Below are 24103 nucleotides of genomic sequence, written 5' to 3'. Positions count from 1 at the left end.
CTCGTGTTGGGTGACACCTGAAGCGGTTCATGGCTTGTCATGTTTCATGTAGATGGCCACCCAGTGCTGCCACTCGTCAGCGGTAGGCGCCACGCCGATTGCGTTCGTGAGGCAGCTATGCAGTACACCCAGACCAGCTGTCTGGGATAGGCAATGACGAACCGGCTCAAGCGCCGCCGCTCGGACGAGTAGTTGTTGTTGCAGCGAGGCGCGTATTTCGCCGACCAGTCGGGTCGGTTCATCCGTGGACGCAATCGAACAAGTCTCTGCGGCATCGCGAATGCGATTCAGGGCAGGCTGCGGCACGTCGTCCTTGCCGGGCGACGCGATAGTCACGCCCTGCTGGCGCACGGTGGCATCGACGCAGACGGCGACGGCCGGGGGCAGCCGGTCATCCAGCACTTCGTCATATTGGATAAGGCGAAGCAGAAGTTGGCTCGCGGGCTCATCGATTGCTGCGGGTTGAGCTGCCGTAAAGGCAAGAGACATCCCGCAGACGGCAAGTCCCAATGAAATTCGAAGCGACCGTGCGACCCAGTCGGGACGGAAAAGCTTGATGCGAATCATGCGATTCCGTTGTGCGTCATCGGCACAACCATGCGCGCAATTACTCCGCCGCCGTGCGCCTGGGCCACCTGAAGGCTCGCCCCGGCGCCGTACAGGAGCCTGATGCGCTCCCGCACGCTACGAAGACCGAAGCCGGTCCCTCGAGTTGGCGGTGACTCCTGCAGTCCAACACCATTGTCGATGACCTCTACCACGACCCCGTCGACCGCGTTCTCATCCGTTCGCGCCTTGAGTGAGACCGACACAGGCCCCACCTTCGGCTCGACTCCGTGTTTGATTGCATTCTCCACCAACGTTTGAATCAGCAGGGGGGCAAACGGAATATTCCGAAGCGCAGGCGGAATTTCAATCAACAAAGTCAACCGTGCACCCATGCGAATTTTCATCAATTCCAGATAAGCCGCTGCCGAATCGAACTCTGAACCCAGCGTGGTGGAATCGCCTCTCATTTGCGGTACGGCGGCTCGCAAGTATCTAATTAAATGGGCAATCATGTGGTTTGCCTCGCCCGGACTCTTCTGAATCAGGAATTGCAGATGCGCAAGCGTGTTCCAGAGAAAGTGCGGCTCGACCTGAGCGCGCAGGAGCATCAACTGCGAGAGCGCGAGCTCTCTTTCGTGCTGGGCGACCGCCGTGAGGGCTTCGGCCGCCTTGAGTTCTGAGCGCATCGCACGGGATTTCTGCTCGCTATAGCGGTGCCAGCTCCGTAGGGCGACGAGGAGGCCAAGCCCGACCAGCGCAAAGACAATCCAATCCGTTGCCGAATTGCCATGAAATAGCCGGAAACTAATGGGAAACGGGAGTGCGAGTACCGCGATGGTCACAAGCCCGAAAAGAAGTCCCGCGCCGAGCAACAGTTCCACTGCAGCGCGCAGCGTTGCGTAAATGGAGGCGCTTAGCGGGGTGGACGAGCGGGTCAGGCCAACGGTCAAGGCAAGGACCGCAAGAGTCAACGCGACCCCAGTCAATACGCCTCGGCTACCGATTCCGCCCTCCATTGAGGACGACCACAGTTCCATCCCGGCAAGCGTGCCAGACAATGTAACCGCCGTGGTTACCCAGCCAACGTGGCTTAACTTCATCATGGCCATGCTTACATCGCCTTGAAAAGGTGATGATTGGCCACCGAAATTTTGATTCGTTCGCGTCGACCCCGCAATTCAATTTCCATTGACTCGCCCTCGCGATGAACCGCGCGAATGAATCTGCGATTGACCACCGCACTGCGGTGGGTCTGAAGGAATTGTTGGCTGTCGAGACGGTCCAGCAATTCCTTCAATGACACCCGAATCAAGCCTTCTGTGTCGTCACTGACGACGCGCGTATACTTGGTGTCCGACTCGAAATAGCACACGTCATCGACATGTACCATGTGAACGCGTTGACCAATCGCCACCTGCAGCCACTCAAGTCTGGGTGCGTTTGCGTCATTCGCGGACCGGGACGGCACGGCACCCAGAGCATGCACTCCCAGTCTGGACAGCGCCTCCGTGAGTTGATGCATGGAGAGGTGAGCGTCGGTGTCGAGTGATTTGCGGAGTTTCCCTATCATAGTTGCGAGGCGGGCAGTCTCGACTGGCTTGAGGATGTAGTCCAGCGCACTCGCCTCGAATGCCTCTACTGCATGCGTATCGTACGCGGTCACGAAGACTATCCGGCTCTGTACCGTCACGCCGCGGGCAACCTCGAGACCGGATAAGCCAGGCATACGGATATCCAAAAACGCCATATCTGGGCGGCGCGTTTCGATTTCCACCAGCGCCGAAGGTCCATCGCCGGCTTCTGCAAGAATCTCAAGCTCCGGCCAGAGCATATTGAGCTTGTCGCGCAGCATTTCACGCATGTGAGGTTCGTCGTCGGCGATGATGGCTGTGGGCATGGTGAGGGACCTGGAATCTCTTTATTGACAAGCCTGCGTTGACTGACCGCGCAGATATAGCGGAAGTCTATCTTTCGGTATTTTTCTCACCATGCCAGTGTGACGAACGGGCACCACGGGCGACGAATGGGTGCTAACGGCGACGAACGCCGTACCCATGAGCATTCGAGGGCCTGACGGTCTCGGGCACATTTGTGGCTGCAAGCCCTTGCGGTCGCTCTAGCCAACCTATATCGGCAACCTTCGTGGTTTCTTTAGCTCTACGCGGGCCGACTCCAACGCTCCCCAGATTCCTGTCACATGAGTGGTGAGCTTGACGCCTCTCGTATCCTGAGTTCGTCGGACGTAGTCGGGTGTTTGTCGCACTATGGCCTCGCCCGTCACACCGGACGCGAAGTCGAGACACCATTCCGCGACACTTGCCGTGTCGTCGTTACCACTAATTTCGACCGTCTCATGGAGCTAGCGCTTGAAGAAGAAGGGATATCGCCGGTCGTTCTCTCAAGCACTGACCAGCTTGTGGGAGTCGTGCCTCTGATATGCACCACGCATGTCCACTGCAACGTTTGTGGTGCGCTACGACGAAATGTTGAACTCTAATCTGCCACAAGGGATAGCGCGAAAGGCTGGATTGCTCCTGCAGAGGTGAGATTCGGTTGCAGCCACGCGAACGCTGCCGGAAATCAAAAAAAAATTTAAGTATTTACTAAAGATTTCACTCGGTGCTCCGATATCCGAAAGGTACTTCCGGTGAATTACCGAGGGTATATGAGACAGCGCGGACCCGGAGGGCTGGTCCGCGTGCATAGCTATATTCACGGGGAATCAGATGTCAAACAGAAAAATAACCAAGCTGCTCGGGCTATCGGCCTTGACCGGAATGAGCCTTGCGCTCGCCGGGTGCGGAGGTCTTAACCAGGTCCTTGCAGACCGCAGCGAGACGACTGAGCTGTACCATATCTTCGACATCAAGACGACCGCAGACATCGACACTGTCATCAACTCGGCGGCTGACGGACTGGCGCAGAATTCAAACAGCGTTCGTCAGAATCGCCCCTTGATGATGGGCGCGCCCACTCCGGCCGCGCCAGGAAGGTTCCAGCTCGTCGATATGTCGGCGGCTCTCCAGGGAACGGGAATGGGTGTATTCCTGCAGATGGCATCCAATAACGCTGGCGGCACGACGCTGCGTATGGCCAAGTGTGACGGTGCGGTGTGGACCTCGCATGCGACGCGTACGATTGCGGGCTACACCAATCTCAACCTTTACAACTGTCTCTATGAGTACAAGGGCGGTTACCAGCTAGACGTCTATGGAGTGTTCCAGAAAAATTCCGGTGGCCTCAACGGCCTTACGCAGAGTCTCGCCAGCGACCTCGTAGGTACCCCGGAGCAGTGGGTCAACAAGACGATTATGGATACGGTCCGGTCGATTTCAGCGGCAACCCATTCCCGCGTTGTCCAAATCGAGGGGCAGCCCAAAATCGCTGGCGACCAGTTGCCTTGGGTGGACAAGCTCTCGAACAACAACTAGCGTCGACCGGAGTCCCGGCTCGGACGTCGAAATATCCGGCTTGATTCTGCCCAACCATGTGTGGAATCGGCCGGGTTGTCCGGGTTGCCATGGCAAGCGAAATTCAGCCGCACGCCGCACACCGGGTGGATACGGGTGCACGACGGTAAGAGACTTGAGAACAAGAGAACCTCGCAAGGCCGGAAGAGCGGGCGAAAAAACATAGATATTCAACATTCAATAACAATAAGCTATGCAAAGTATTCGCATCGAATCAATCCTTGGAAAGGCTGCTGCTTTCGTTCTGCTCGCAAGCCTGGCCGCATGTGGCGGCGGCGGAGGGAGCGACTCCGCTGGTACCGTCACTCAGGGCAGCGGGGCGACGGGTAGCAGTGGTCCGCCGTCGACATTCACACCGACTGAAGATGGCAAGCTGCACGCCGCTTGTACGAACTGCGGCGCAGTTGACGACCAGACCTACGTGGGTAGTGGTGTCGGGCTGTGGCAGGCGCTCAACACGAGCGCTCATAACGACGTGGTCAACGTCGCGCTCAAGAACACTACCGGCCGTAACGTGACGCTCGTTTTCACGAACGAAGGCACGAATCAGGCGATGCACCCGGTGACCGTCAGCGAAAGCGTGGTGGGTGCCGCGAACATGAGCATGATGGGAGCCTCGGACCTGACGACTTCTGGCTCGTCGGAACCGGCGCAGCTCAAGGCGATTCACCAGTTCAATCAGAACGGCTGGACCTCCCTGACGACGCGTCAGGCTGACGCTGCGGTTGGCGTGGCTGCGCAACGCAACGTCGTGGGTGCCCCGTCGCAGAACGTGGTTGGGGTGGTGGGTACTACGACGCGCAGCTTCTGGCTGGCCGACGGCACCAATCGTGCAACCACGCTCGAGGCAACGCAGCAGACGTCGGACGGCACGACCGTCAACATCTGGGTGCAGACCTCCGAGTACACGGCGCAGAAGGTAACGCCGGCAATCGTCCAGCAACTGATGCAGAAGTACGCTGGCGCAGGCGGTGTTTACGACGTTGACACCAGCATCGGCGGTCCGTTCTGGGGGCCGAACAGCAACACCGGCATGATTGCTCCGACAGGTCAGCCGATTGACCTGGTGGTGGCGAACATCACGCCGGACGGAAAGCCCTACGGCGAGGTCGGCTACTACTACGCGCTCAACAATTTCGTGGCCCAGGCAAGCGGCCAGACGTACACCAGCAACCAGGACCTGTCGCTCTATCTGGACTCGGAAACGTTGTATCTGGGTGGTACTGCTGGCATGCAGGCGATGCAGACAACCATGGCGCACGAAAGTACGCACATGCAAAACTTCTATCGTCGCGGCATGCTGATGGGCTCGCAGTACATGTACGAGACGTGGCTCGAGGAAACGACGGCCATGATGATGGAAGACTGGGCAAGCTTCAATCTCGACCCGACCTACAACTCGGTGCGTGACACGCGCTTTCCGGCGTTCATGACTTACGCCGGTCAGGGCAGCTACGGTTGCGGGTTGACGACCTGGGACCCGATGGACACGACGTGTGACAGCTACTCGACCAATGGTGCGTTCGGCGGCTTCCTGAACCGTCAGCTGGGCCTCGGCTTCTACAAGGCGCTGCTGAACGACAAGAGCTCGACGGATTCTATGGCCATCCTCAACGACGCCATCAGCCAGTTCCGCTCTGGTTCGACCGTGGCACAGGAACTGCGTCACTTTTCGGCGGCTGCTGAAGGTCAGATTCCGCTGGGCGCAAACATGACCCAGTATGGCTTCCCGGCTCACTCAGAAGGCGGCTTCACGCTGCCGGCGATTGACCCGTCGGCCGTGACGCGAGACCTCCTGTCAGCGTCGCCGGGCGTGTTGTTGGGCCTGGCAAGCTTCCCGGCGACCCGCTCGCACGTGCCGAGCACGTATCAGGAAACGGTGACCGTGCCACCGGGGGTCACCCTGTCAGTGGTGGTCCGGTAACGTGAAGCAAGATTGATACAGATGGCTGTTCCCTCCCTCGGGACAGCCTTGACCTTCTAGTAACCACTGCGAGGTAGCGCGATGATTCGCCGCTTTGCGCCATACCTGTCTGCTTTGGTTTGCAGCGCTGCGCTTGCCGGCACGATAACAGTTGGTGCCCCGGTGGAACTGACCGGTCGGCTTGCCCTGCGCGGCAATGAGCCTTTCGTTTATGCCGTACTGTACGAGCCGACAGGCGTTTGGGAACTCCAGGGAATCGCCATCGAAAATGCCAGACAGCTGCAGGGAAACACTGTCGATGTAAAGGGCATTGTTGAACGAACCGGGTCGTCAGGCGTCCAGCTGCCAGCCCTATTGGTGAGGAAGATGGAGGTCCGTACCGTCGAGCCGTGACTGCAACACCTTCGTTGCTGCTGTAGAAACTACCAATCTGAAAGGGAGGAGTATCTTGAAATACGTTTTGCGGTCGTTCTCGAAGATTCGTCTTGCTTTTGTCGTGCTAGCCAGCTCGGTGATGATTGCAGCTTGCGGAGGTGGCGGTGGGGGTGGCAACTCCAGCCCGTCCACGAACAACAGCAATCCGAATTCGTCCAACTCGACACCGGCCACGCTGATGCAGCCGGCGGCAACCCCGCAGACTGTGATGGCCAGTGGTGACCCGACCGCTGATGGCATCGCGTTCATGAACGCGGTCCGCCAGAATGTGGGTTACACGACCCAGCTCACCACCGACGCTACCCTCGCATCGGCGTCGAAGAATCACACCGTGTATCTGGTTGACAACCAGGCGACCGGTCACAACGAAACGGCGGGCCTTCCGGGGTACACAGGACAAACTCCGTTTACCCGTGCACCGAGCGCTTCTGGTGAAGTTGTTGTCTCGGGCGACCCGCTCGCGTTTCCGACGACGCTGTCGCCTGTTGAGACCATCTTCAACGCACCGTATCACCGGCTGCTGATGCTCGACAACTTCGCGTCGATGGGCGTGGCGAGCACGACGGGCACTTCGACGGGCGGAACTCCGTGGGAGGCGTTCAACATTGACTTTGGCGGTGGCATTACCCCAGCAAACGCCTCCCAACTTGTTGTCTATCCGTATCCCGGCCAGACCAATGTTCCGACACAGTGGTTTGCAGCCGAAGAGCCGGACCCGTTTGCGTCGCAGACGAAATACGACAACACCTTTGTCGGCTATCCGGTTACGGTGCAGGGTATCCTCAGTGCTAAGCTGAGTTCCCTCAACATTGTGTTGACGGACAGCGGTGGTAACAACGTCCTGTGTCAGCAACAGACGCCGGACAACGATAACAACCTGACCAATGGTGCGATGTGCATTCCATTCAGCCCGCTTAAGCCGAACGCGACTTACACGGTGCATCTAACGGGTGTGTTGGCCTCGGATTTGGCGCAGGCAAGTCCGATTAATCTGACCTGGACGTACACGACGGGTCACGTGACTTTGAGCAACGAGATGGGTGTTGTACCGCAGCCGCGCAAGCTTCCGCAGTTCTAAGTTTGCGTACGTTAGCACGAGGTGACCGATTCCAGGTCAGCGGCTACCTCCCTGTAGCCGCTGTGAGGGTGCCTGACCGGCACATGTCGAGAACGAGTTTTTTGTAGAGAGCAAAGCTTGATTGAAGGGCGAAGATGACCTTGAATGTATTCGAGCGTTTGCCAGCTACGGCGTGCATAGCATGCATGGTGTTCTCCTGATAGGCGCACCGGCTGATTCCGGGCGTGCTCACTATCGCTGGAGAATCGCCGGCCGCCTATGACAATGTTTTACCACGCCATGGCATGGGCCTCAAAACTTGTTCCCATCCGACGCCTGCATGGCGTTGAGCCGAGTGGACCAAGCCTCGAGCTCCTCGACGCCTACCGATGCTGTCAATTAGCGAGCGGTCATTCGTGACCTTCTTGAACCACTTCTGAAGAACCGGTCCCGGTATGTTTTCTGATGACATGGCTTCCCCGAGGTGTGCCGCTCGCAATCAACTTTGAAAAATCAGCTTGCACCCAGAAGATTATGCGTGAATTGCCGTTAACGCGGCCAGCCACCGCGCGATACAAAGCGGGCAACCAGGCGAACGACTTGCCTCGCTCCGGCCGACCCGGCCGACTTGGAAATTAACAATAGAGGAAACTTTCAGATGCAAGAAACCCTTTTGTCATTGGCTGTACCCGTGTTCATTGCGGGCGTCGCCATTCTTATCGTGACGACGAGCATGAAACGCATGAAGCGCATGCGGGCAAAGAACTACCAGTGGTATCGCGCGACTTATCCGGAGGCTGTTCTGGGCAAGCGTGTTGCCTGCCATAGCTGTGGACACGACCGCATCCAGGTTCGTAATGTCATGCAACGAACCTTCATGCGCGAGCACTTCTGCGGCCAATGTGGCGAGAGTCTCTACTACAGCCCGGAAGGAAAGGCCTAGCCTTGGGAACGACAGTAGGTGACCACCATGACCTCAATTATGCTGGCTGCCTATGAAGCGCCGGTGTATTGCGCACTAGAGGCGCGGAAGCTTCTGTCCAATCCGTACGTCCAACAGACGATGCCGCCCGTGGACCGGCTTTCGTTCAAGGCGTTGCGCGATATTCTTGAGCGCTTCGAGGATGCGCGCCCGCCCACCACCGCGCCCTTGAGGCAGCCTGCGGCGTTTGCCGTGCCTGCCGTTGCGAAGGCCAGTGTCGTTGCAATCAAGGCGATTCTTATCGGGTTCGCTTTCATTCGACGATTCTCAGAGGTTGGATTTCTCGGATGTGGCGCCTTCCAGGGTCGTTTCAATACCCGCGCCAATCAAGACGCTCGCGCCACTCGTGCCCACGCCATTCCTGACGGCGCCATTCACGTTCACGCCACACGCGACGTTCGCGCAATTCGCGGGCTCGCCAGTCGTCGTCAAGCGAGCAAACAAAAAAGCGGGCCTATTAAACCGACTTATGTTTATCGAGAGCCTTCTTGAGAAAGAACTCGATGACGCTTACGCCTGCGAGCTGGAACAAAAGACGGTCGAGGCGTGCGAGTGTGATTCCAGCCTTTTCGCAGACCGTGCGCAACGCAGACTCAACCGATAGGTAGACGGCATCATTCCCTTGCACCTGAGAAGCCGTAAGGGGAAAAGCGAGGTGGTCGCGAAATACACCTACAACGCGGGTGTCCAAGGCGATGACGTCTTGCGATAAATGGGTCGAAATCATGAAGTCTGACGCACTCTTCAAGCGGAATCGGGGGCATCGGGTCATGAGCGCGGTACGTAGTTTTTCCCGTGGCATAGAGGCCGACAGACCTTTGAGCAGGACGACGCGGGTGCCTTGGACAATCGTAGGCGTAACGACCATTTCACGCAGCTTCTTGGCAGTCTTGGCGGGGAAGCGGCATGCGCTAGCCTTTCGCAAGACTTCGGCCATGTACTTCTCGTCAAACCCTACTTTGGACCACTTCCGAAGTGACGTCGCCTCCTTGAATGCAACGAAGTCATCTGCGTTTTCAGCTCTGGCAAGTTCTTCCATACCGCGGGCGCCACCCATCACACAGACTTGCGAGACAAGGCGATGCCAAAGGTCTTCGCTGCTATTCTCTGTCGGTGCCGGCATTTTGACGCTAGAAGCGAGCGCTTCAATCCCATACAGCAGCATGGATTCGCTGCGTCCGGAAATTGTAGTTTCGACGGTCCCGTTCTTATGGCTTGTAGTATTCATCTTTAGTCTTAGGCTTGCAGGTTCATACTGCCGACATCGCTGGCTAGGAGGTGTTCGGATAGTGGCTCGCGACTCAGGCAGATTTGGGACAGTCGCGGTACCGAGACAACGCGAACCCGCGCGTCACTTCGAGAATGCACTGTTACATCGCCTCCAGATTTTGGCAACAATGGGAGACGCGTATTGAACCGTCATTGCAGAAGTAAATAGCTGCTCGGGCCGCGCATCGCGTTCATCGTTAAGTTCATGCTCTACGACCGCGCGAGCGATTTCACGCGCCTCGGCGACAACTTCAATCCGCTCAAGCCAGCTTGCCGTCAGCCCGTTCCGCTGCAGCCAGATACGCGTGGACTCCACAAGGTGGTCATTGCTGAGCCAGTCCCCTTGCAACGAATAGGCTGCCACGTCGCTGACCGCGAGGTAGCAGCGAAGCACTGACTTGTGCGCGTCTGTGAGCAAAGGCAACCCGACGATGTCTTCAAACATGGCGCCCTCCACGCTGGGCAGTATCGGCTACGGGCATGAGTGTCCGTGCAGTTTCTGAACAATCGAATTTTGCGCCCGCTGGCGTCGGCGTGGCCGCTTGAGAAGCTGAATCCGGCGGCGACGCGCGCCAGTGCGCTGAATCGGTGTAGGATACTGTACATCCATACAGTATTTTCGGCAATCATGACAGCAACCGCGCCCGCCCTTGAAAGCATCCATCCATCCCTGTGGCGGGCTTCCCAGCTTGCCCGCGGTCGCGGAAATGCCATCGACACCGGCTATCCCACGCTTTCGGCGAAGCTTCCGGATGGTGGCTGGCCGCTGGGTGGACTGGTTGAGCTGCTTGTGCAGCAAGGCGGCGTCGGCGAACTCCGCCTCCTCCAGCCGGCATTGAAGTTGGTCGGCACACGTAGCATCGCGCTCCTGCAACCGCCGCACGTGCCCAATGGTCTTGGTCTGGGCTACATTGGTGTGCCGCCGCAGAAGCTGATGCACGTTAAGGCCAGCAAGACCGCCGATGCATTATGGTCCGCCGAGCAAATTCTTCGAACCGGGAGTTGCGGCGCTTTGTTGTATTGGGCCCAGCATGTTCAAGCTTCGTCGCTGCGCCGCCTGCATCTTGCTGCGCAGTCTTCGGACACGCTTTTCGTTATGCTGCGGCCGCTCGCTGTCGCGCAAGACGCGTCGCCCGCGATATTGCGACTTGCTCTAAAGCCCGCCGCGGGAGGCCTTACCGTTGAAATAGTTAAGCGTCGTGGTCCCGTCAGTATCGAACCACTTAACATCCAATTGCAACCGACACCTGTGCTTCTATCGCCACGGGGCCGCACCGTCAGGCCAATTGCTCCAGTGGCCGTTCCACGTGTCCCGGTGGAGCTGGCGCATTGAGGTCAATCAAGCAGCGACGGCTGCTGGTCGCCGTCAATCGGTTTCGGTTGCGGCGCTCTTGGCGGCACCGGAAACGCTTCTGCATGCATTTCCTCAGCCGGATAGAGCTGCAGGAATGACCTCGCCTCGTCTGTACTTCGACACGAGAGCCAGTCCTCATACGCGTCTGGCCGAACAATGACCACGGACCGCTTCTCGTCGCTAGGTTTGTGGAAGCGCCGCATGAGCGGGTGTTCATCTGCGTTCACCGTGAGCATAGTGAACGATACTGAAGCGGCGCCCTCAGGCTCGTCCCATACGCGCCACAAGCCAGCTATTGCGGTTGGCTGATTGCCAGCAAGGCGGATGCGCCAACGTACGGCTTTTCCCGTTTCATAGTTGGGCTCAAAAAATGCCCGACAGGGGATGAGGCAAAGCTGCAGTCGATTCCATGCACTGCTGAAGCTGCGCTTTTCACCGACCGATTCAGCACGCGCATTCATCGTGTCGAACGCCTTGACGTGCGGCGGAATTCGTTTGCGCGGCACCATGCCGAAACTGGCGCCGTCGGTCTTCAGGTCGTTGTCGACGCGTCGGAATATGGGAGCAATGTAGTCCTTGTATATTTCGCCTCTATAGTCAAAATCTGGCGATGGAAACATGCTGAAGGCGTCGAAGCGTTCCGCCGGATTGTTTGACTCGTAACTTGTGCACACCAGGTCGCCCTCCTTGGAAAGAACATGATATTCCACCTGAGCGATGTTCCCGTCCGCCGGCCATCGCACGCGAGTTATTCAATCGGTTTTACATTAGATATATGTATACGTAGTAGCAGTTAACAAGCACGCGTTGCTTCTGTGGACAACCGCCAAATCCGCATTGCAGTCAGACGGTTGCTGAACAGATAACTGTTTGTACGGGTTTTGAGAATGCGCCGGGAGGTTTGCATAACTCCGGTAACTTTCCCCGGCGTCGCCAGTTATCCAAAATCCACCCACAGCAATCGTGGCTGGCTATACCGAGGTTGTCCATATGGCGCTGTGGACAACTTCGTCACCGGCCGGCCACCCACTGGTCGAGACGCGACGCGCGGCATAGTCCGGTCATCGACAATAGTAGGAGCAACCACAGTGGCAAGCCGACCAAAAGGAAAGCGCGATTCGTGTGACGATGGCATCCAGATTTTGCGATTTCAATCGCAGCCGAGGATTTGGCCATGTCCGTACAAAAGAGCGACGGGCGCGGCGAACGTGTCCAAGTCTTGTAAAACAGGAACAAGCAAAGTGCTGGTGAGGACCAACGCCAGTAAGAACGAAGGCCACCCATCGGGTGGCCTCTTTCATTGCACGGTTTGCGCGTCGATTAGTCCGGGTACAGCGGAATGCCGTCCTCGTCTTCGTCATCCTGCTCGTACTCGGAGCAGATTTCGGCCGTCACATCTATTTCGAACCGAACGCGGGCCAGCAGCACCTTGAGCGGGATGCCGTAGCGCTGGCCCAATTCGCCGGCCTGCCATCCAGCCGCCGGAATGCTGGCATGCCGGAAGGACTGCATCTCGCTGAAGCCCTGAATGAAGCCGAGCACCCACTCCGGGTCGTGCGTGGACATCGTGAAGGCGTCCGGGGCGTCATCGGCGACAAGGCCGGCTTGGTAGCCGAGGTCGAAGAGAGTGCCGCTCATTGCGTGTCCTCCCCCGGAAAGAGTTCCGTCTTCGGGTCCATCCCGGCTGCAACGGCCATGAGCCGATGCTTCTCCGCGACGACCCGGTCCGACTCGACCGCGCCCCGCCAGAGCTGCGTCTGTACCGCACGGCACGCGAAGTAAACGTCGCGAGCGCTGGGCCCGTTACCATAGCCGGCGCCAGCCTTGGCTTTTTCAAGCGCCAGCGGCAGGTTTTGCGATTGGCCAGGCTGCTTCAGGACGTAGCAGTACGTCAAATAATACTCGATGTACGACTCATCATTTGTCCACGTGCACGTGGTCAGACTCTGGCCGACGAGTTCGAGCAGTGACTTCGCGCGCTTGAGCCGTGCGCTCTCCTTCATCCGGGGCGGCGTGCCCCAGCCATGCGCCAGCGCTTTTGCCAGCGTCACGCGCGGATAGGTGAACTCGCCGGTCGATGCCGCCTGAAGCGTATCGAGCAGACGGTAGCCAAGCGGGGCATAGCGGTTCTCGTAGTCATTAACAAGTTTGCATCCCAGCGGGCCCACAAACGTTTCAAGCCATTCGCGGATGGTCGTCCGCGCGCAACGCACACCGATGCGCAGCAACTCCACCTCAGCCTCGTTAGGAATCCGGCATTCACGCTCTAGCTGCTCGGCCAGTTCGAGGCAACGCTTGTCTTCCCCTTTTTTCTGCCACTTTGTGCGCCGGACATAGGCCAGTGCGGATTCTTCGGGCCGCTTGGCCGAAGGCTGCCAGCGGTCGACGATTTCGCGTGCTGCCAGCTCGAACTGGAACTGGCCGACGTATTCGGCGAGGCGCGCAGCCTGGTATTCGCGGCGCTCCTCGAGCTTTTCGAGGGTACAGTCCTCGTCGAAAGCAGACTGGTCCTGGGTCTGTGCGCAGGCGGTCGTCCACGCGGACATATCGGGGTGACCGAGTACGTAAGCCGCCGCGTTCTGGAAGTGGAATTCTACCGGCGGGATGACGCCGCAGTCTGTCAGCACGTCGCGCAGGACGTCTGCGGACTGCTTAGCTCTCTGCGGGTACTTAGAGAAAAATCTGTGCTGCATGTCAACCTCATGGGACGAAACAAACTGCAGCACCAAATTACTGGTGCCGACCAAGTTGTTCGCGCCGCCGATAGGCTGATGAGTCGCGAGGCAAGGAACACCCTTGCCAACCTAATCCCTATGGAAATCTTACCACGGGCGGCGAGGCCGTAGCGACGCCGACTAACGGGTCGAGGCAACTTCATAGGAACACGAAGACGATGCAGCAGGCTTCCTATAAAGGTTACGTGCTATGGGGCCACGCCATCGAGCAGCAGGAAGAGGTTCTCGCACCCGAGCGATACGCCGCGAGCGGAACGATTACGCGAGAGCGGAAATTCATCGAAGCCTCCGGAGTCCTCGGCGTCTATGACACCGAGGAAGAAGCGCAGGATGTCGGACTATCGTGGGCCAGAGCGTGGGTTGACTCGCATGGTTAGTTCTTCACTGGCTCGCCGCCGATGGGTCGAGCATAGTGGCGCGAGACGTAGGCATAGCGGATTGCGGACGCGGACTTTTCATAATGATTTCGCGTTCCGAGCAGCGAGTTGATAGCATCCGGGCATAACAACCCTAAGAGGCTCACTCATGAACCCAAACCACGTATCTTGCCGGGAAGTCCGGGCACAGCGAACCTTGGACCGCTTGGACATCGCAGTCGCCCAACAGAGAATTCAGTATTGCCGCTTCCGTGAGCGCCGAATCCGGCGCTGGTCGAAGTATCTTGACAAACTGTGCGCAAAAGCGAAGAAGCGCGGCGACAACGCGTCTGCTGTCTTGTGGGAGTTGCAACGCGTATATTGAATTCGGCCTGAATCATCAGGTATCCGAGGGCCGCCGACTGGTCTGCTTGCACACAGACTCGTCGCGCGGCGCCCGAACGCTCCCCGAGCCTAGAGCGCGAGCCTCATTTGCTGGCTGGCCGCCTCGCGGGGCGACTTCGAAGCTCTGGTGATTGCAACGCCCTCTGCCTTGTCCGTGAGGGTATACAGACCGACCGAGTGCAGCCGCCCGCACTCGGACGGCTGGTGCACCCAAGAGGTGTTGATACGGTATCCCTCCTTACGCAGCTCAACAATTCGCGCTCGAGGGTCGACGATGTCGAGAAACCGCACCGCCTCCAGCGTCGTTACCCCTCCGCGTACCCTCATTGCCTCAAGCAGGCGTGCGCGCTGATGCGCGGCGGTGTTATCGGGCCAGTTGTCGATGATGCGGTTGAACGACAGGAAATTGTGCATTCGAAGCAGTCGTAGTAAAGACAAGGCGTATTGTTCGCCTCCTACCTCGAAACACTGCTACCGAAATGCCCGGCAATTTCACGGGGAAATTATCCGGCCAAAATTCGGCAGATTTTGACGCCTATTTCGGCCGCCTCATTCTGGTGGAAAGTCCGGCTCTATTCCGGTTTCATGGCGAAGCATGTGCATGTAATTGACTGCCGCGATTGATGTAGTCTCGTCCGGAATGCGCTTCGCGAGCGCCAGCATTGTTTCAAATATCTCGCTGGTCGTCTGCGGCTCTTGGGTCTGAGGGGAAGCCTTCGGTGGAATGCTTGCGCGGCTCAGCAGCAAGTGCGCAGCGTTTTCGCTTTCAGCGATCCGCCGCCGGTTGTTCTCGGCGTGCCGCTTGATGGAGTCTCGCTCGTCGCCCGTCAATATCTTGCGGACAGTGCGGTCTCCCAAACACTTAGTCCTGCGTCGTGGCCGATACCTCCTCGCGATGAACGTTATGTTGAAGCTCATCGACACAACTTGACTTCCACCCACGTTTTACTTGTCCTTCACACACAGAAAACTTGTCCTTCACCCACATTTCACTTGCCCCTTACACACGGAAATTGGGTATCCACATCGGAGAACTCCGCTGCAGACAACGTGTTTTTTCGGCCGAACGTCTCGGTAATCTCTAATCTTTAATCCGTGTAATGACCTATGCGGAGGCGACACGGTCTCTGAGACACGCTTTGGCTAAAGTCGTTGCTCAACCGTTAAGGCTGGGATTTGGTTTGTCTGCGAGCGTGGATAACAATGGCAACCAGGGCGAGCGAGGGGCCGGTGCGCGAGTCGCTCGCATCATCAAATGTGTGCCACTTTCGCATTCACTCGCGACGCTGTTTCCTCCAGATGCGACAGCGCAATCCCTAGTTGCCCGTCTGCGACTTGCAAGCTTGTGTTACGGCGCCATCTGAGGCACGGACACACCATCAATTTGATGCCGAGTGATAGCGGCTCGCACAAAGCCGCCTCGGGTCGCCTCGGAAATGAATTCATCCAGCCACGCGGCGGCATCCGCTCCACGAGATTTCGCGATACCCATGGCCTGTCTAATGACCATGAAGTTTCCATGCAGCAGCCGGAGGCCGCCAAGGCGCTCGGCGTCAGCCTGAAGCTGCTGTGTGACGCCAGCCGCAACGTCAAGCTCATCGCGAAGAAACGTGTTCACGACCTCCGGTGAAGTTGAGCCCCGAACGATTTCAGCGTGCTTCAGTTCGCGGGTCAGAAACAGGTCGTACGCGCTACCTGTGCCGACGGCGACCCGCACGCCGCTCCTGTCTACATCGTCATTTGACTGGATGCGCGATTCTGCCCGGACCAGATAACTGCCTTCAATGAGCACATATGGGCTGGTGAACGCAATTTCTTTGCCGCGGACTGGGTCTATCGCGAAAAAGCCGAAGTCAGCGTCACCCGCCGCAACGCCCGCGACAGATTTGCCGGCCGCGTCGAAGGTCACGAACTCTAGCGGCAGCTCAAGCCGCCGCGCAATTTCAGTCGCCAGGTCGACGGAGATGCCTCGCGGCTCGCCTTTGGTCCCTTGTATCGCCAGAACCGGGTTACCGAAGTTTATCGACGCTCGCAGTACGCCGGTTGGCGCGAATGCCTCGCGCAGTGCGTTATCGACTGCGGTCATTGCTCAACCACACAAGAAGGGACAAGAACAAATCCTTCCATCAACCGGCGCGCACTGCGACTCATGATTGCTTTGGTGACCGTCCAGTTTCCATCGCTTTGTCGTGCCTCAGCGCCCACTTCGAGGCTACCGGACGGATGCCCAAAGCGGATTGAACCCGTCGAGTGTGGCACCAGCCGGTTGACCAGGGTCCCGGGGATAACGGCAGCAACCGCGATAGCCACGGCTCCTGTGCCCGTCATCGCGTGATGGAGCTTGCCCATCGAGAAAATACGAGCGTTGAGGTCCAGACTGGTCGCGTCGACCTCTTTGCCGCTGGAGGAGATGTAGCTCAATGGTTTTGCGACAAACGCCAGCTTCGGGGTATGAGGACGCAGGTTCGTCGCTTCTTCAGCGGACTTCGCGAGACCCATTCGAACCGCTGCGTGTGAGCGGATAGCTTCAGCCTTGCGAAGCAGCTCTGCGTTGCCATTCACATCGCGCTGCAGTTCGTTCCCTGTCAGGCCGAGTGCTGATGCGTCGACAAAAATTGCGGGGTTGCCTGCATTTATCATCGTCAACTCGACTGGGCCCACTCCTGGCACGTCGAGTGTTTCCAGGGCGCTTGACGTCGGAAACATGCTGCCGCCTTCGTCGTCGCCGTCCCCGCTGGGGTCAAGAAACTCAATCTTGATTTCCGCGGCGGAAAAGGTGACGCCGTCCAGCTCGAAGTCACCTTCCTCGATAACGGCACCATCGCGCATCGGTACGTGGGCAACAATCCTGGCATTGATGTTTGCTTGCCAGATTCGAACAGTTGCAATGCCATTTCGCGGTGCGTCAACAAGACCTTGAGCAATGGCGAACGGACCCACAGCAGCCGTGAGATTCCCGCAGTTTCCCGACCAGTCAACCACGGGCTTGTCGATGGCGACTTGACCGAAGCGATAATCGACATCGCAGTCGTCGCGCGACGAGGGTCCGACGATGACCACCTTGCTCGTGCTCGACGTCGCGCCACCCATGCCGTCAATCTGCTGGCCATACGGGTCGGGACTACCAATGACGCGCAACAGAATTTTGTTGAGCTCTTCGACTTTGGACGGCAGGCTGTCTACCCGGAAAAACACACCTTTGCTCGTGCCGCCGCGCATATAGGTAGCCTTGATGCCAATCTGTGTCATGTTCTAGTCCTCTGCAATTGCAAATGTGATGCTTACCGGGCTTCCCGTCTTGATGGAGCGCCCGGTCGCAACTGGGTTTTTACTGTCTGCGTCGAGTTGGTACTGCACGATACTGTGCGAGTTCTCGTTGGCGACGTAGAGCGTCTGGTTGTCTGGGCCAATGCATAAAAAGCGGGGGCATTGCCCTCTGGTCGACTCCCAATGCACATCGCCGGGCAGGCCAGTAAGCACGTCGAGCTGGAAGGTCGCAATCGTGTCGTGACCACGGTTGCTGACGTACACGGCACGTCCATCTGGAGATATGGCGATGCCGGCCGTGCGCGTGAAACCGTGGTGGTGCGAAGGAATTGTCGATGTCGTGTGCAATGCTTCGAGGTGACCTGTGCGAGTGTCAAAGGACCATGTCGTCAACGTTGAATCGAGTTCGTTGACGACGTAGACCAGCGGCAGCACCGGGTGGAACGACGCGTGCCTTGGACCGGCGCCTTCGCGAGTGCGCGCTGCCCGAACTGCCGGGCGGACGTCGCCAGCCAAGCTGATAGCAAACACGGTGTCGAGCCCTTTATCCGGCACGATGTGCCAGTCCGTGTCGAAGCGTTCTGTGACATATCGCGCGATGAAATGCGGGTGGGACGATGACTGTTCGATGCGATGCGGACCAGGCTCTCCCCCGAACATGTGAGGCGCACAGGGAGGTTCGAGTGACCCATCCTTCGCCAGCGGAAACAAGGTCGCAGTGCCAGTGGCGTAGCCAGCAACCGCAAGCATCGTCCCATCGCGGGTGAAATCAAGGTGTACCGGATTGCGGCCGGCGCCCGTCTGGCTATTGAGGAGCGTCAACAGTCCAGTACGCGAGTCGACTCTGAATGCACTGACCGCATCACCGTCGCCATGTACTGTGTAAAGTGTCTTTCGTGACCGACTGAAGGCGAGGAAGCTCGGGTTGGTGATGGGTTCAACTGTCTGCAGATGCTGCCAAGCGCCAGAGGCATGCACCTGATAGACACAGATACCCGTTCCCTCGGCGTGGCGCTCGCGCGTTGTGCGACAACCGACATAGGCAAAGGTGCGCATCATGATTAAGCCGCCTTGCAGAGCTCTTCTGCTATGCGCGGCAGCAACCCGCCAGCGCTGAAGATTTCTGCTTCCTCCTCCGTGTCGATGCGACAACGCACGGGCGTGGTTATCTTGTCACCAGATTTCCGTGTAATGCGAAGGGTTAGCGACATCGCGGGTCTGAGGCGTTCACCCATGCCTTCGATTGCGAATACTTCTGAGCCGTCGATTTGAAGGGTCTTGCGATTCACGCCTTCGGAGAATTCCAGCGGCAACACTCCCATCCCCACGAGATTCGAACGGTGGATACGCTCGAAGTTCTCGCAGACAACCGCGCGCACCCCGATGAGCCGTACACCCTTGGCAGCCCAATCGCGAGAAGAGCCCGACCCATAATTTTTGCCGGCCACGACAATCAGCTCCTGGCCCTTCGCCATGTAATGCTCTGCGGCGTCAAAGAGACGCATCATCTGGCCTTCGGGCTCGACGCGCGTCACCGAGCCTTCCTTTCCTCCAGCCATTTCGTTGTGGAGACGGTTGTTCGCAAACGTCGCGCGAATTGCAACTTTGTGGTCGCCGCGCCGCGTACCGTAGGAATTGAACTCGAGTTGATTGACCCCGTGCGATATGAGGTACTCGCCAGCCGCGCTTTCCGGCAAAATCGCGCCCGACGGGGAGAGGTCGTCGGTCGTCACATTGTCACCAAACACGCCGATTGCGCGCATTGCACCGAAGGTTGCAGGTTGTGTGAGACTCGTTTGCCAGTATGGTGGGCGGCGAATATAGTTACTATCGTCGCGCCAAGGGAAGCGCGCCGGGACTTCGCTAATGGAATCGAGTTGCTCGTTCTTCCGGAACATCTCCGCATAGATGCGAACGTATTCCTCGCCATGAACGCTTTCCTTGAGTAACTGGTCGATTTCGTCGTCGCTTGGCCAGAGCTCGTTCAGGTAGACAGGGTTACCGTCGGAATCAGTTCCCAGCGCGGCACGTTCTATGTCGATGTCAATCGTTCCTGCAATCGCATACGCTACAACCAGCGGCGGGGATGCGAGGAATGCTTCCTTGACTCGCGGGTGAATACGGCCATTGAAGTTGCGGTTGCCGGACAGCACCGCGACCGCTTGGACGTCACGGCTCACGATTTCATCCTCGATAGGCTTGGGCAACGGGCCTGACATTCCGTTACATGAGGTGCAGCCGAACCCGATGATGCCGAATCCCAAGGCTTCAAGCGACGTCATGAGGTTTGCCGCTCGCAGATAGCTTTCCACCGGTTTCGAGCCAGGCGCAAGCGACGTCTTGACCCATGGCTTGCGTTGCAGGCCTCTTGCGAGTGCCTTCTGCGCGAGCAGGCCGGCGGCAATCATGTTGCGAGGATTGGATGTGTTGGTGCAGCTCGTGATGGCTGCGATAACGATTGAGCCATTAGCGAGCTGGCCAGCAGGAGCCCGGTCACTCTCTTCAAGCTTCCTCTGAGGCTTGGCAATGCCCTTGGAAACCAGGCTCGAAAGCGGTACGCGGTCGTGCGGATTTGCCGGTCCTGCGAGTGCCCGACCGACGGTCGACAGGTCGAACGAAAGCACCCTGTCGTATTCAGCGTCGGTGAGGTCATCGGCCCACAGACCTTGTGCCTTTGCATATGCCTCCGTCAGCGCAATCTGCGCATCGGTCCGGCCGGTCAGACGCATGAAATCGAGCGTCTTTTCGTCGATTGCAAACAGGGCAGACGTGGCGCCGAACTCGGGCGCCATGTTCGAGATGGTCGCCCGGTCGCTCAGCGTCATCGCGCGCGCGCCTTCACCGTAGAACTCGATAATCGTGCCGACCACTTTTTGCTGCCGCAGAAACTCTGTGATGGCGAGCACGAGGTCAGTTGCCGTTACGCCGGCTTGTCGCCGTCCCTTCAGTTCGACTCCCACGATGGTCGGAAGGCGCAACCAGACCGCGCGGCCCAACATGACCGATTCCGCCTCGATGCCGCCGACACCCCAGCCAAGCACGCCAATCGCGTTAATCATCGTTGTATGGCTATCGGTGCCGACCAGGGTATCGGGAAATGCAACTCCATCCTTCATCTGGATGACAGGTGAGAGATGCTCGATGTTCACTTGATGCAGGATGCCGTTGCCAGGCATGAGGACGTCGAGGTTCGAGAATGCCTGCTTACACCACCCGAGAAACTCAAATCGTTCCGCGTTTTTCTGCTGCTCAATCGCCATGTTCTTTGACATGGCCTCGGGGTCGCTGCCATCAATCTCAACGTTCAGCGAATGGTCGACGACCAGCTGGGTCGGCACGACGGGATTGATGGTGCGCGGGTCACCGCCGCTTTCCGCAATCGCATCGCGCATGCCAGCGAGGTCGACCAGGGCAGGCGTGCCCAGCAAATCCTGCAGGACAACGCGCGCCGGGTAATACGGAAAGTCGACGTCGCGGCGTCGCCGGGCGAGTACCTCCAGATAACGGGCCGCATCACGCGCCGGCTGCCGGCGAACGATGTTTTCGGCAAACACGCGGACGCTGTAAGGCATACGGGCGAAGGCTGTGGCGTCGAGCGATTCCAGCGCCGCGGCGACGGGGGCGAATTCAACGGTCTGATTGGGAAGCAAGGTGGACATCGGGGTTTTCTCCAGGGTATTGCAGAGCTGCTTGCGCTCGGATGAAGTGCATTCTATGATTAGAAAACGCAATGTGCAAACGCAGTTGAGGTTGGTGGTTTCCCTGGCGGCAACCATCCAACCGGTCACTGGAGGTATCTGGCAATGGCACAATCACATCCCGGCTTTTCAGCAGCGTCGCCACATCCGGCGAGCATGAATGGCCCATTGCTGCCCGCGACAGATATGACTGCATCCTCTGAATCCTCTTCTGCGCTTACGCCGTTGCAGACCCGGGTTGCGCGTGAAATTCTCGCGCTCGCCCGGCGTGAAGACCTCGCTTACGGCGACCGGCTTGCAGAATCGGTGCTTGCCGAGAAAATCGGCACCTCGCGCACGCCCGTCAATGTGGCCCTTCATCACCTCGTATCTCTGGGGGTTGTCTACTACGACGTGAATCGCGGGTTCTTCATGGCGAAGCCCGCGCGCGACGTCACCGACGTTGCCGAGCATTTCTTCAACGAATCGGATGACCCGCTATATCTGAAGATTGCGGAAGACCGCCTTGCCCATCGGCTTTCCGACGATGTGACAGAAGCCGACCTGATGCGGCAGTACGAGGTCTCGCGCAGCGAGCTTCGGCGCGTACTTTCGCGCATGCAGGAAGAAGGCTGGCTTGAGCGGCAGGTCGGCCACGGCTGGCAGTTCATGCCGATGATTGACTCGGTTGAGGCGTACGAGGAAAGCTATCTGTTTCGTACGGCCATTGAGCCGACGGGGATACTGTCGCCGACGTTCAGCGTGAATCGGCTGGAGCTGGATGAATTGCGGCGGCGCCAGCGGTTCATTGCCGACGGTGGCTATCTGACCATGAATTCAGTCGAACTCTTCGAAGCCAACAGCGAGTTCCATGAAACCATTGCGAAGTGGTCGGGAAACCGGTTCATTGCGCAATCGGTACGTCGCATGGACCGTCTTCGCCGCCTCGTTGAGTATCGGCAGGCGAAAGCTCGCAAGCCCCGGCAGGGACAGGCGCTGGAGCATCTGGCTATTCTCGACGCCATCGCTCAAAACGACCTGCTTCGCGCAGCGGCGCTGCTGCGCGACCACATCGAAGGTGCGCGCCGTGCCAAAGTTCACGCGCAGGAGGTGTTCACAACCCATCCTGAGGCACGTTAGCCATTGCGGTCTCCTCGACCGCATTTTTTTGCAATGAACTGCGTTTTGTTGTCACAAAACGCTAAAATCCGAGCCGCCCCTTATCGGGTGTCTGAGACTCTGGAACATGGAGACGAGCATGTCGTATCGCCGAGGCTGGATAGCCCTTTTTCTGTTTAGCTTGTCCATGATTAATTACATGGACCGTATCGCGCTCTCAATTGCAGCGAAGCCAATTGCGACTGAGTTCAAGCTGTCTTCTGTCGGGCTGGGTTATCTGTTTTCGTCGTTCATCTGGAGCTATGCGCTGTTCCTCCTGCCGATGGGCTACCTGATTGACCGGCTCGGAACAAAGCGCATGGCCGGGGTTGGGATTTTCGTGTGGTCAGCAGCTACCGCGCTGACGGGAACTGCGACGTCATTCGTCAGCCTGATGTGCGCTCGCCTCGTGATGGGTGCAGGTGAATCCACGAGCAACCCGGTCGGTGCGAAAGTCATCCGCCAATGGATTCCCGCGAGCGAACGAGGAATGGTGACGTCCATGTTCAACAGCGGCTCCTACGCCGGCCCGGCAATCTGTTCAGTTTTGCTGGGCTCGCTCATCGCGCTTTTCGGGTGGCGAGTTTCGTTCGTTATCGCGGGCGCGATTGGCTTTGTGTGGCTCGCGGCATGGCTCATGTTCTTCGATGCACCGGAGAAGGTTCGGTGGCTGAAAGCAGAAGAGCGCGAAAAAATTGTTCATGAGCGCGAGTCGAAGCCGGCGGCCGCGACGTCGCATTCGGATGGCCAATCGAGTTTCCTCTCGTTGATGCGCTCTCCGACGCTGTGGGGATTGGCTATTACGCAAGGCTGCAATGTCTATACGCAATATCTTTTTCTGACTTGGCTGCCCAGTTATCTGCAGGCGACGCGCCACTTGAGCATCACACACACCGGGCTCTTCTCGGCCGTCCCTTACGCGGCATCTGTGATTCTTTGTATCGTGGCGGGCCGACTGAGTGACCGGTATCTCAAAAAGGGGGGCGTGGCCACGGGACGTCGTCGTAATGCTGTCGCGCTCGCAATGTTGACCGGCGCGACAATCCTGACCGTTCCATTCACCTCGAATCTTCTGGTTTTGCTGGTCGTGTTTTCCGTCACGCTTACCGGAATTGCGTCCACCACGTCGCTTAATTTCGCGCTTCTGAATGACCTCTTGCCGAGCTCACGTGATGTCGCGAAGGCTATGGCATTCGTCGTGGTTGGCGGGCAAATCTTTGGCATGATTGCGCCGATTGCGACGGGATACGTCATCGCAGAGACGGGCAGCTTCGACTGGGCCTTCGGCATTGCTGGTCTGCTTTTGTTGGCCGGTGCGACAGTGGTAATGACTATGACACGTTCTCCGATGATTCCTGAACGCGATGAAACGAACGCGCAAGTTGCAACGTAATTTGGGCAGTTTGTCGCCGGCGCGGTGCAGGGAGCGACAGAGGCTCAGCAACGTGCTCGGCCGACAAACGGT

The 24103-nt window shown here is 58.2% G+C and carries 24 protein-coding genes; 10 read left to right on the top strand and 14 right to left on the bottom strand.

Annotated features, from left to right (window positions below):
• Positions 1-27: 27 nt before the first annotated feature.
• From P0D84_RS18905 to P0D84_RS18895, 3 genes are read right to left on the bottom strand one after another with little or no spacing between them, the layout of a single operon-like run.
• Positions 28-567, bottom strand: a complete 540-nt coding sequence (locus P0D84_RS18905) for a hypothetical protein (protein ID WP_408338828.1) — start codon at positions 565-567, stop codon at positions 28-30.
• Positions 564-1658, bottom strand: coding sequence for a sensor histidine kinase (locus P0D84_RS18900; protein ID WP_408338826.1), 1095 nt, complete (start codon positions 1656-1658; stop codon positions 564-566). Before P0D84_RS18900 ends, P0D84_RS18905 begins: the two co-directional genes overlap by 4 nt.
• A 2-nt stretch (positions 1659-1660) precedes the next feature.
• Positions 1661-2446: a LytR/AlgR family response regulator transcription factor gene (locus tag P0D84_RS18895; RefSeq protein ID WP_408338824.1), complete on the bottom strand. Its 786-nt coding sequence runs from the start codon at positions 2444-2446 to the stop codon at positions 1661-1663.
• A gap of 829 nt (positions 2447-3275) precedes the next feature.
• Between P0D84_RS18895 and P0D84_RS18890 the strand changes: the two genes are divergently transcribed.
• From P0D84_RS18890 to P0D84_RS18865, 6 genes are all read left to right on the top strand, one after another.
• Positions 3276-3980, top strand: a complete 705-nt coding sequence (locus P0D84_RS18890) for a hypothetical protein (RefSeq protein WP_408338822.1) — start codon at positions 3276-3278, stop codon at positions 3978-3980.
• Positions 3981-4212: 232 nt separating this feature from the next.
• Positions 4213-5943: a M30 family zinc metallopeptidase gene (locus P0D84_RS18885; RefSeq protein ID WP_408338820.1), complete on the top strand. Its 1731-nt coding sequence runs from the start codon at positions 4213-4215 to the stop codon at positions 5941-5943.
• 81 nt (positions 5944-6024) lie between these two features.
• The gene (locus P0D84_RS18880; RefSeq protein WP_408338818.1) at positions 6025-6336 is read left to right on the top strand and encodes a hypothetical protein; all 312 of its coding nucleotides are present in this window, start codon (positions 6025-6027) and stop codon (positions 6334-6336) included.
• Between the two features lie 55 nt (positions 6337-6391).
• Entirely contained in the window at positions 6392-7456 is a 1065-nt protein-coding gene (locus P0D84_RS18875) for a CAP domain-containing protein (protein ID WP_408338816.1), read from the top strand.
• A 637-nt stretch (positions 7457-8093) separates the two neighbouring features.
• Positions 8094-8378: a hypothetical protein gene (locus P0D84_RS18870; protein ID WP_408338814.1), complete on the top strand. Its 285-nt coding sequence runs from the start codon at positions 8094-8096 to the stop codon at positions 8376-8378.
• 27 nt (positions 8379-8405) lie between these two features.
• Positions 8406-8909, top strand: coding sequence for a hypothetical protein (locus tag P0D84_RS18865; protein ID WP_408339941.1), 504 nt, complete (start codon positions 8406-8408; stop codon positions 8907-8909).
• On the opposite strand, the gene P0D84_RS18860 is transcribed toward P0D84_RS18865, so the two are convergent.
• Together P0D84_RS18860 and P0D84_RS18855 are read right to left on the bottom strand one after the other, a co-directional pair.
• Positions 8875-9645, bottom strand: coding sequence for a hypothetical protein (locus P0D84_RS18860; protein WP_408338812.1), 771 nt, complete (start codon positions 9643-9645; stop codon positions 8875-8877). The genes P0D84_RS18865 and P0D84_RS18860 overlap by 35 nt on opposite strands.
• Positions 9646-9768: 123 nt before the next feature.
• Positions 9769-10131, bottom strand: a complete 363-nt coding sequence (locus tag P0D84_RS18855) for a hypothetical protein (protein ID WP_408338810.1) — start codon at positions 10129-10131, stop codon at positions 9769-9771.
• A gap of 183 nt (positions 10132-10314) precedes the next feature.
• On the opposite strand from P0D84_RS18855, the gene imuA reads away from it, so the two are divergent.
• On the top strand, positions 10315-11019 hold the full coding sequence (imuA, locus tag P0D84_RS18850; RefSeq protein WP_408339894.1) for a translesion DNA synthesis-associated protein ImuA: 705 nt from the start codon (positions 10315-10317) through the stop codon (positions 11017-11019).
• A 2-nt stretch (positions 11020-11021) separates the two neighbouring features.
• On the opposite strand, the gene P0D84_RS18845 is transcribed toward imuA, so the two are convergent.
• From P0D84_RS18845 to P0D84_RS18835, 3 genes are all read right to left on the bottom strand, one after another.
• A complete protein-coding gene (locus P0D84_RS18845; protein WP_408339892.1) occupies positions 11022-11714 on the bottom strand; it encodes an SOS response-associated peptidase in 693 nt (230 codons plus the stop codon).
• Positions 11715-12360: 646 nt separating this feature from the next.
• The gene (locus P0D84_RS18840; protein ID WP_408338808.1) at positions 12361-12678 is read right to left on the bottom strand and encodes a hypothetical protein; all 318 of its coding nucleotides are present in this window, start codon (positions 12676-12678) and stop codon (positions 12361-12363) included.
• Complete coding sequence (locus tag P0D84_RS18835) at positions 12675-13787, bottom strand: hypothetical protein (protein ID WP_408338806.1); 1113 nt, start codon at positions 13785-13787, stop codon at positions 12675-12677. The genes P0D84_RS18840 and P0D84_RS18835 overlap by 4 nt, the downstream gene beginning before the upstream one ends.
• 146 nt (positions 13788-13933) lie before the next feature.
• Here P0D84_RS18835 and P0D84_RS18830 point away from each other — a divergent pair, with 146 nt between their 5' ends.
• Complete coding sequence (locus P0D84_RS18830; RefSeq protein WP_408338804.1) at positions 13934-14152, top strand: hypothetical protein; 219 nt, start codon at positions 13934-13936, stop codon at positions 14150-14152.
• A 453-nt stretch (positions 14153-14605) separates the two neighbouring features.
• Here P0D84_RS18830 and P0D84_RS18825 read toward each other — a convergent pair whose 3' ends face one another.
• The 6 genes from P0D84_RS18825 to acnA all read right to left on the bottom strand — a co-directional run bounded on the left by P0D84_RS18825 (position 14606) and on the right by acnA (position 21462).
• On the bottom strand, positions 14606-14950 hold the full coding sequence (locus P0D84_RS18825) for a helix-turn-helix domain-containing protein (protein ID WP_408338802.1): 345 nt from the start codon (positions 14948-14950) through the stop codon (positions 14606-14608).
• Between the two features lie 135 nt (positions 14951-15085).
• Positions 15086-15394, bottom strand: a complete 309-nt coding sequence (locus P0D84_RS18820; RefSeq protein WP_408338800.1) for a hypothetical protein — start codon at positions 15392-15394, stop codon at positions 15086-15088.
• 490 nt (positions 15395-15884) lie between these two features.
• Positions 15885-16622 (bottom strand): ABC transporter substrate-binding protein, encoded by a 738-nt coding sequence (locus tag P0D84_RS18815; RefSeq protein ID WP_408338798.1) that lies wholly within the window; start codon positions 16620-16622, stop codon positions 15885-15887.
• Positions 16619-17785, bottom strand: a complete 1167-nt coding sequence (gene prpF / locus P0D84_RS18810; RefSeq protein WP_408338796.1) for a 2-methylaconitate cis-trans isomerase PrpF — start codon at positions 17783-17785, stop codon at positions 16619-16621. Before prpF ends, P0D84_RS18815 begins: the two co-directional genes overlap by 4 nt.
• A 3-nt stretch (positions 17786-17788) precedes the next feature.
• Positions 17789-18862: a lactonase family protein gene (locus P0D84_RS18805; protein ID WP_408338794.1), complete on the bottom strand. Its 1074-nt coding sequence runs from the start codon at positions 18860-18862 to the stop codon at positions 17789-17791.
• Positions 18863-18864: 2 nt separating this feature from the next.
• Positions 18865-21462, bottom strand: coding sequence for an aconitate hydratase AcnA (gene acnA, locus P0D84_RS18800; RefSeq protein ID WP_408338792.1), 2598 nt, complete (start codon positions 21460-21462; stop codon positions 18865-18867).
• Between the two features lie 225 nt (positions 21463-21687).
• Here acnA and P0D84_RS18795 point away from each other — a divergent pair, with 225 nt between their 5' ends.
• Both P0D84_RS18795 and P0D84_RS18790 read left to right on the top strand, forming a co-directional pair.
• A complete protein-coding gene (locus tag P0D84_RS18795) occupies positions 21688-22620 on the top strand; it encodes a GntR family transcriptional regulator (RefSeq protein ID WP_408338790.1) in 933 nt (310 codons plus the stop codon).
• Positions 22621-22738: 118 nt separating this feature from the next.
• A complete protein-coding gene (locus P0D84_RS18790; RefSeq protein WP_408338788.1) occupies positions 22739-24031 on the top strand; it encodes an MFS transporter in 1293 nt (430 codons plus the stop codon).
• Positions 24032-24103: the final 72 nt, after the last annotated feature.

Source organism: Paraburkholderia sp. RL17-337-BIB-A, assembly GCF_046025895.1.
Taxonomy (GTDB): Bacteria; Pseudomonadota; Gammaproteobacteria; order Burkholderiales; family Burkholderiaceae; genus Paraburkholderia; species Paraburkholderia fungorum_C.
This window is presented reverse-complemented; position numbering and strand designations above follow the sequence as displayed.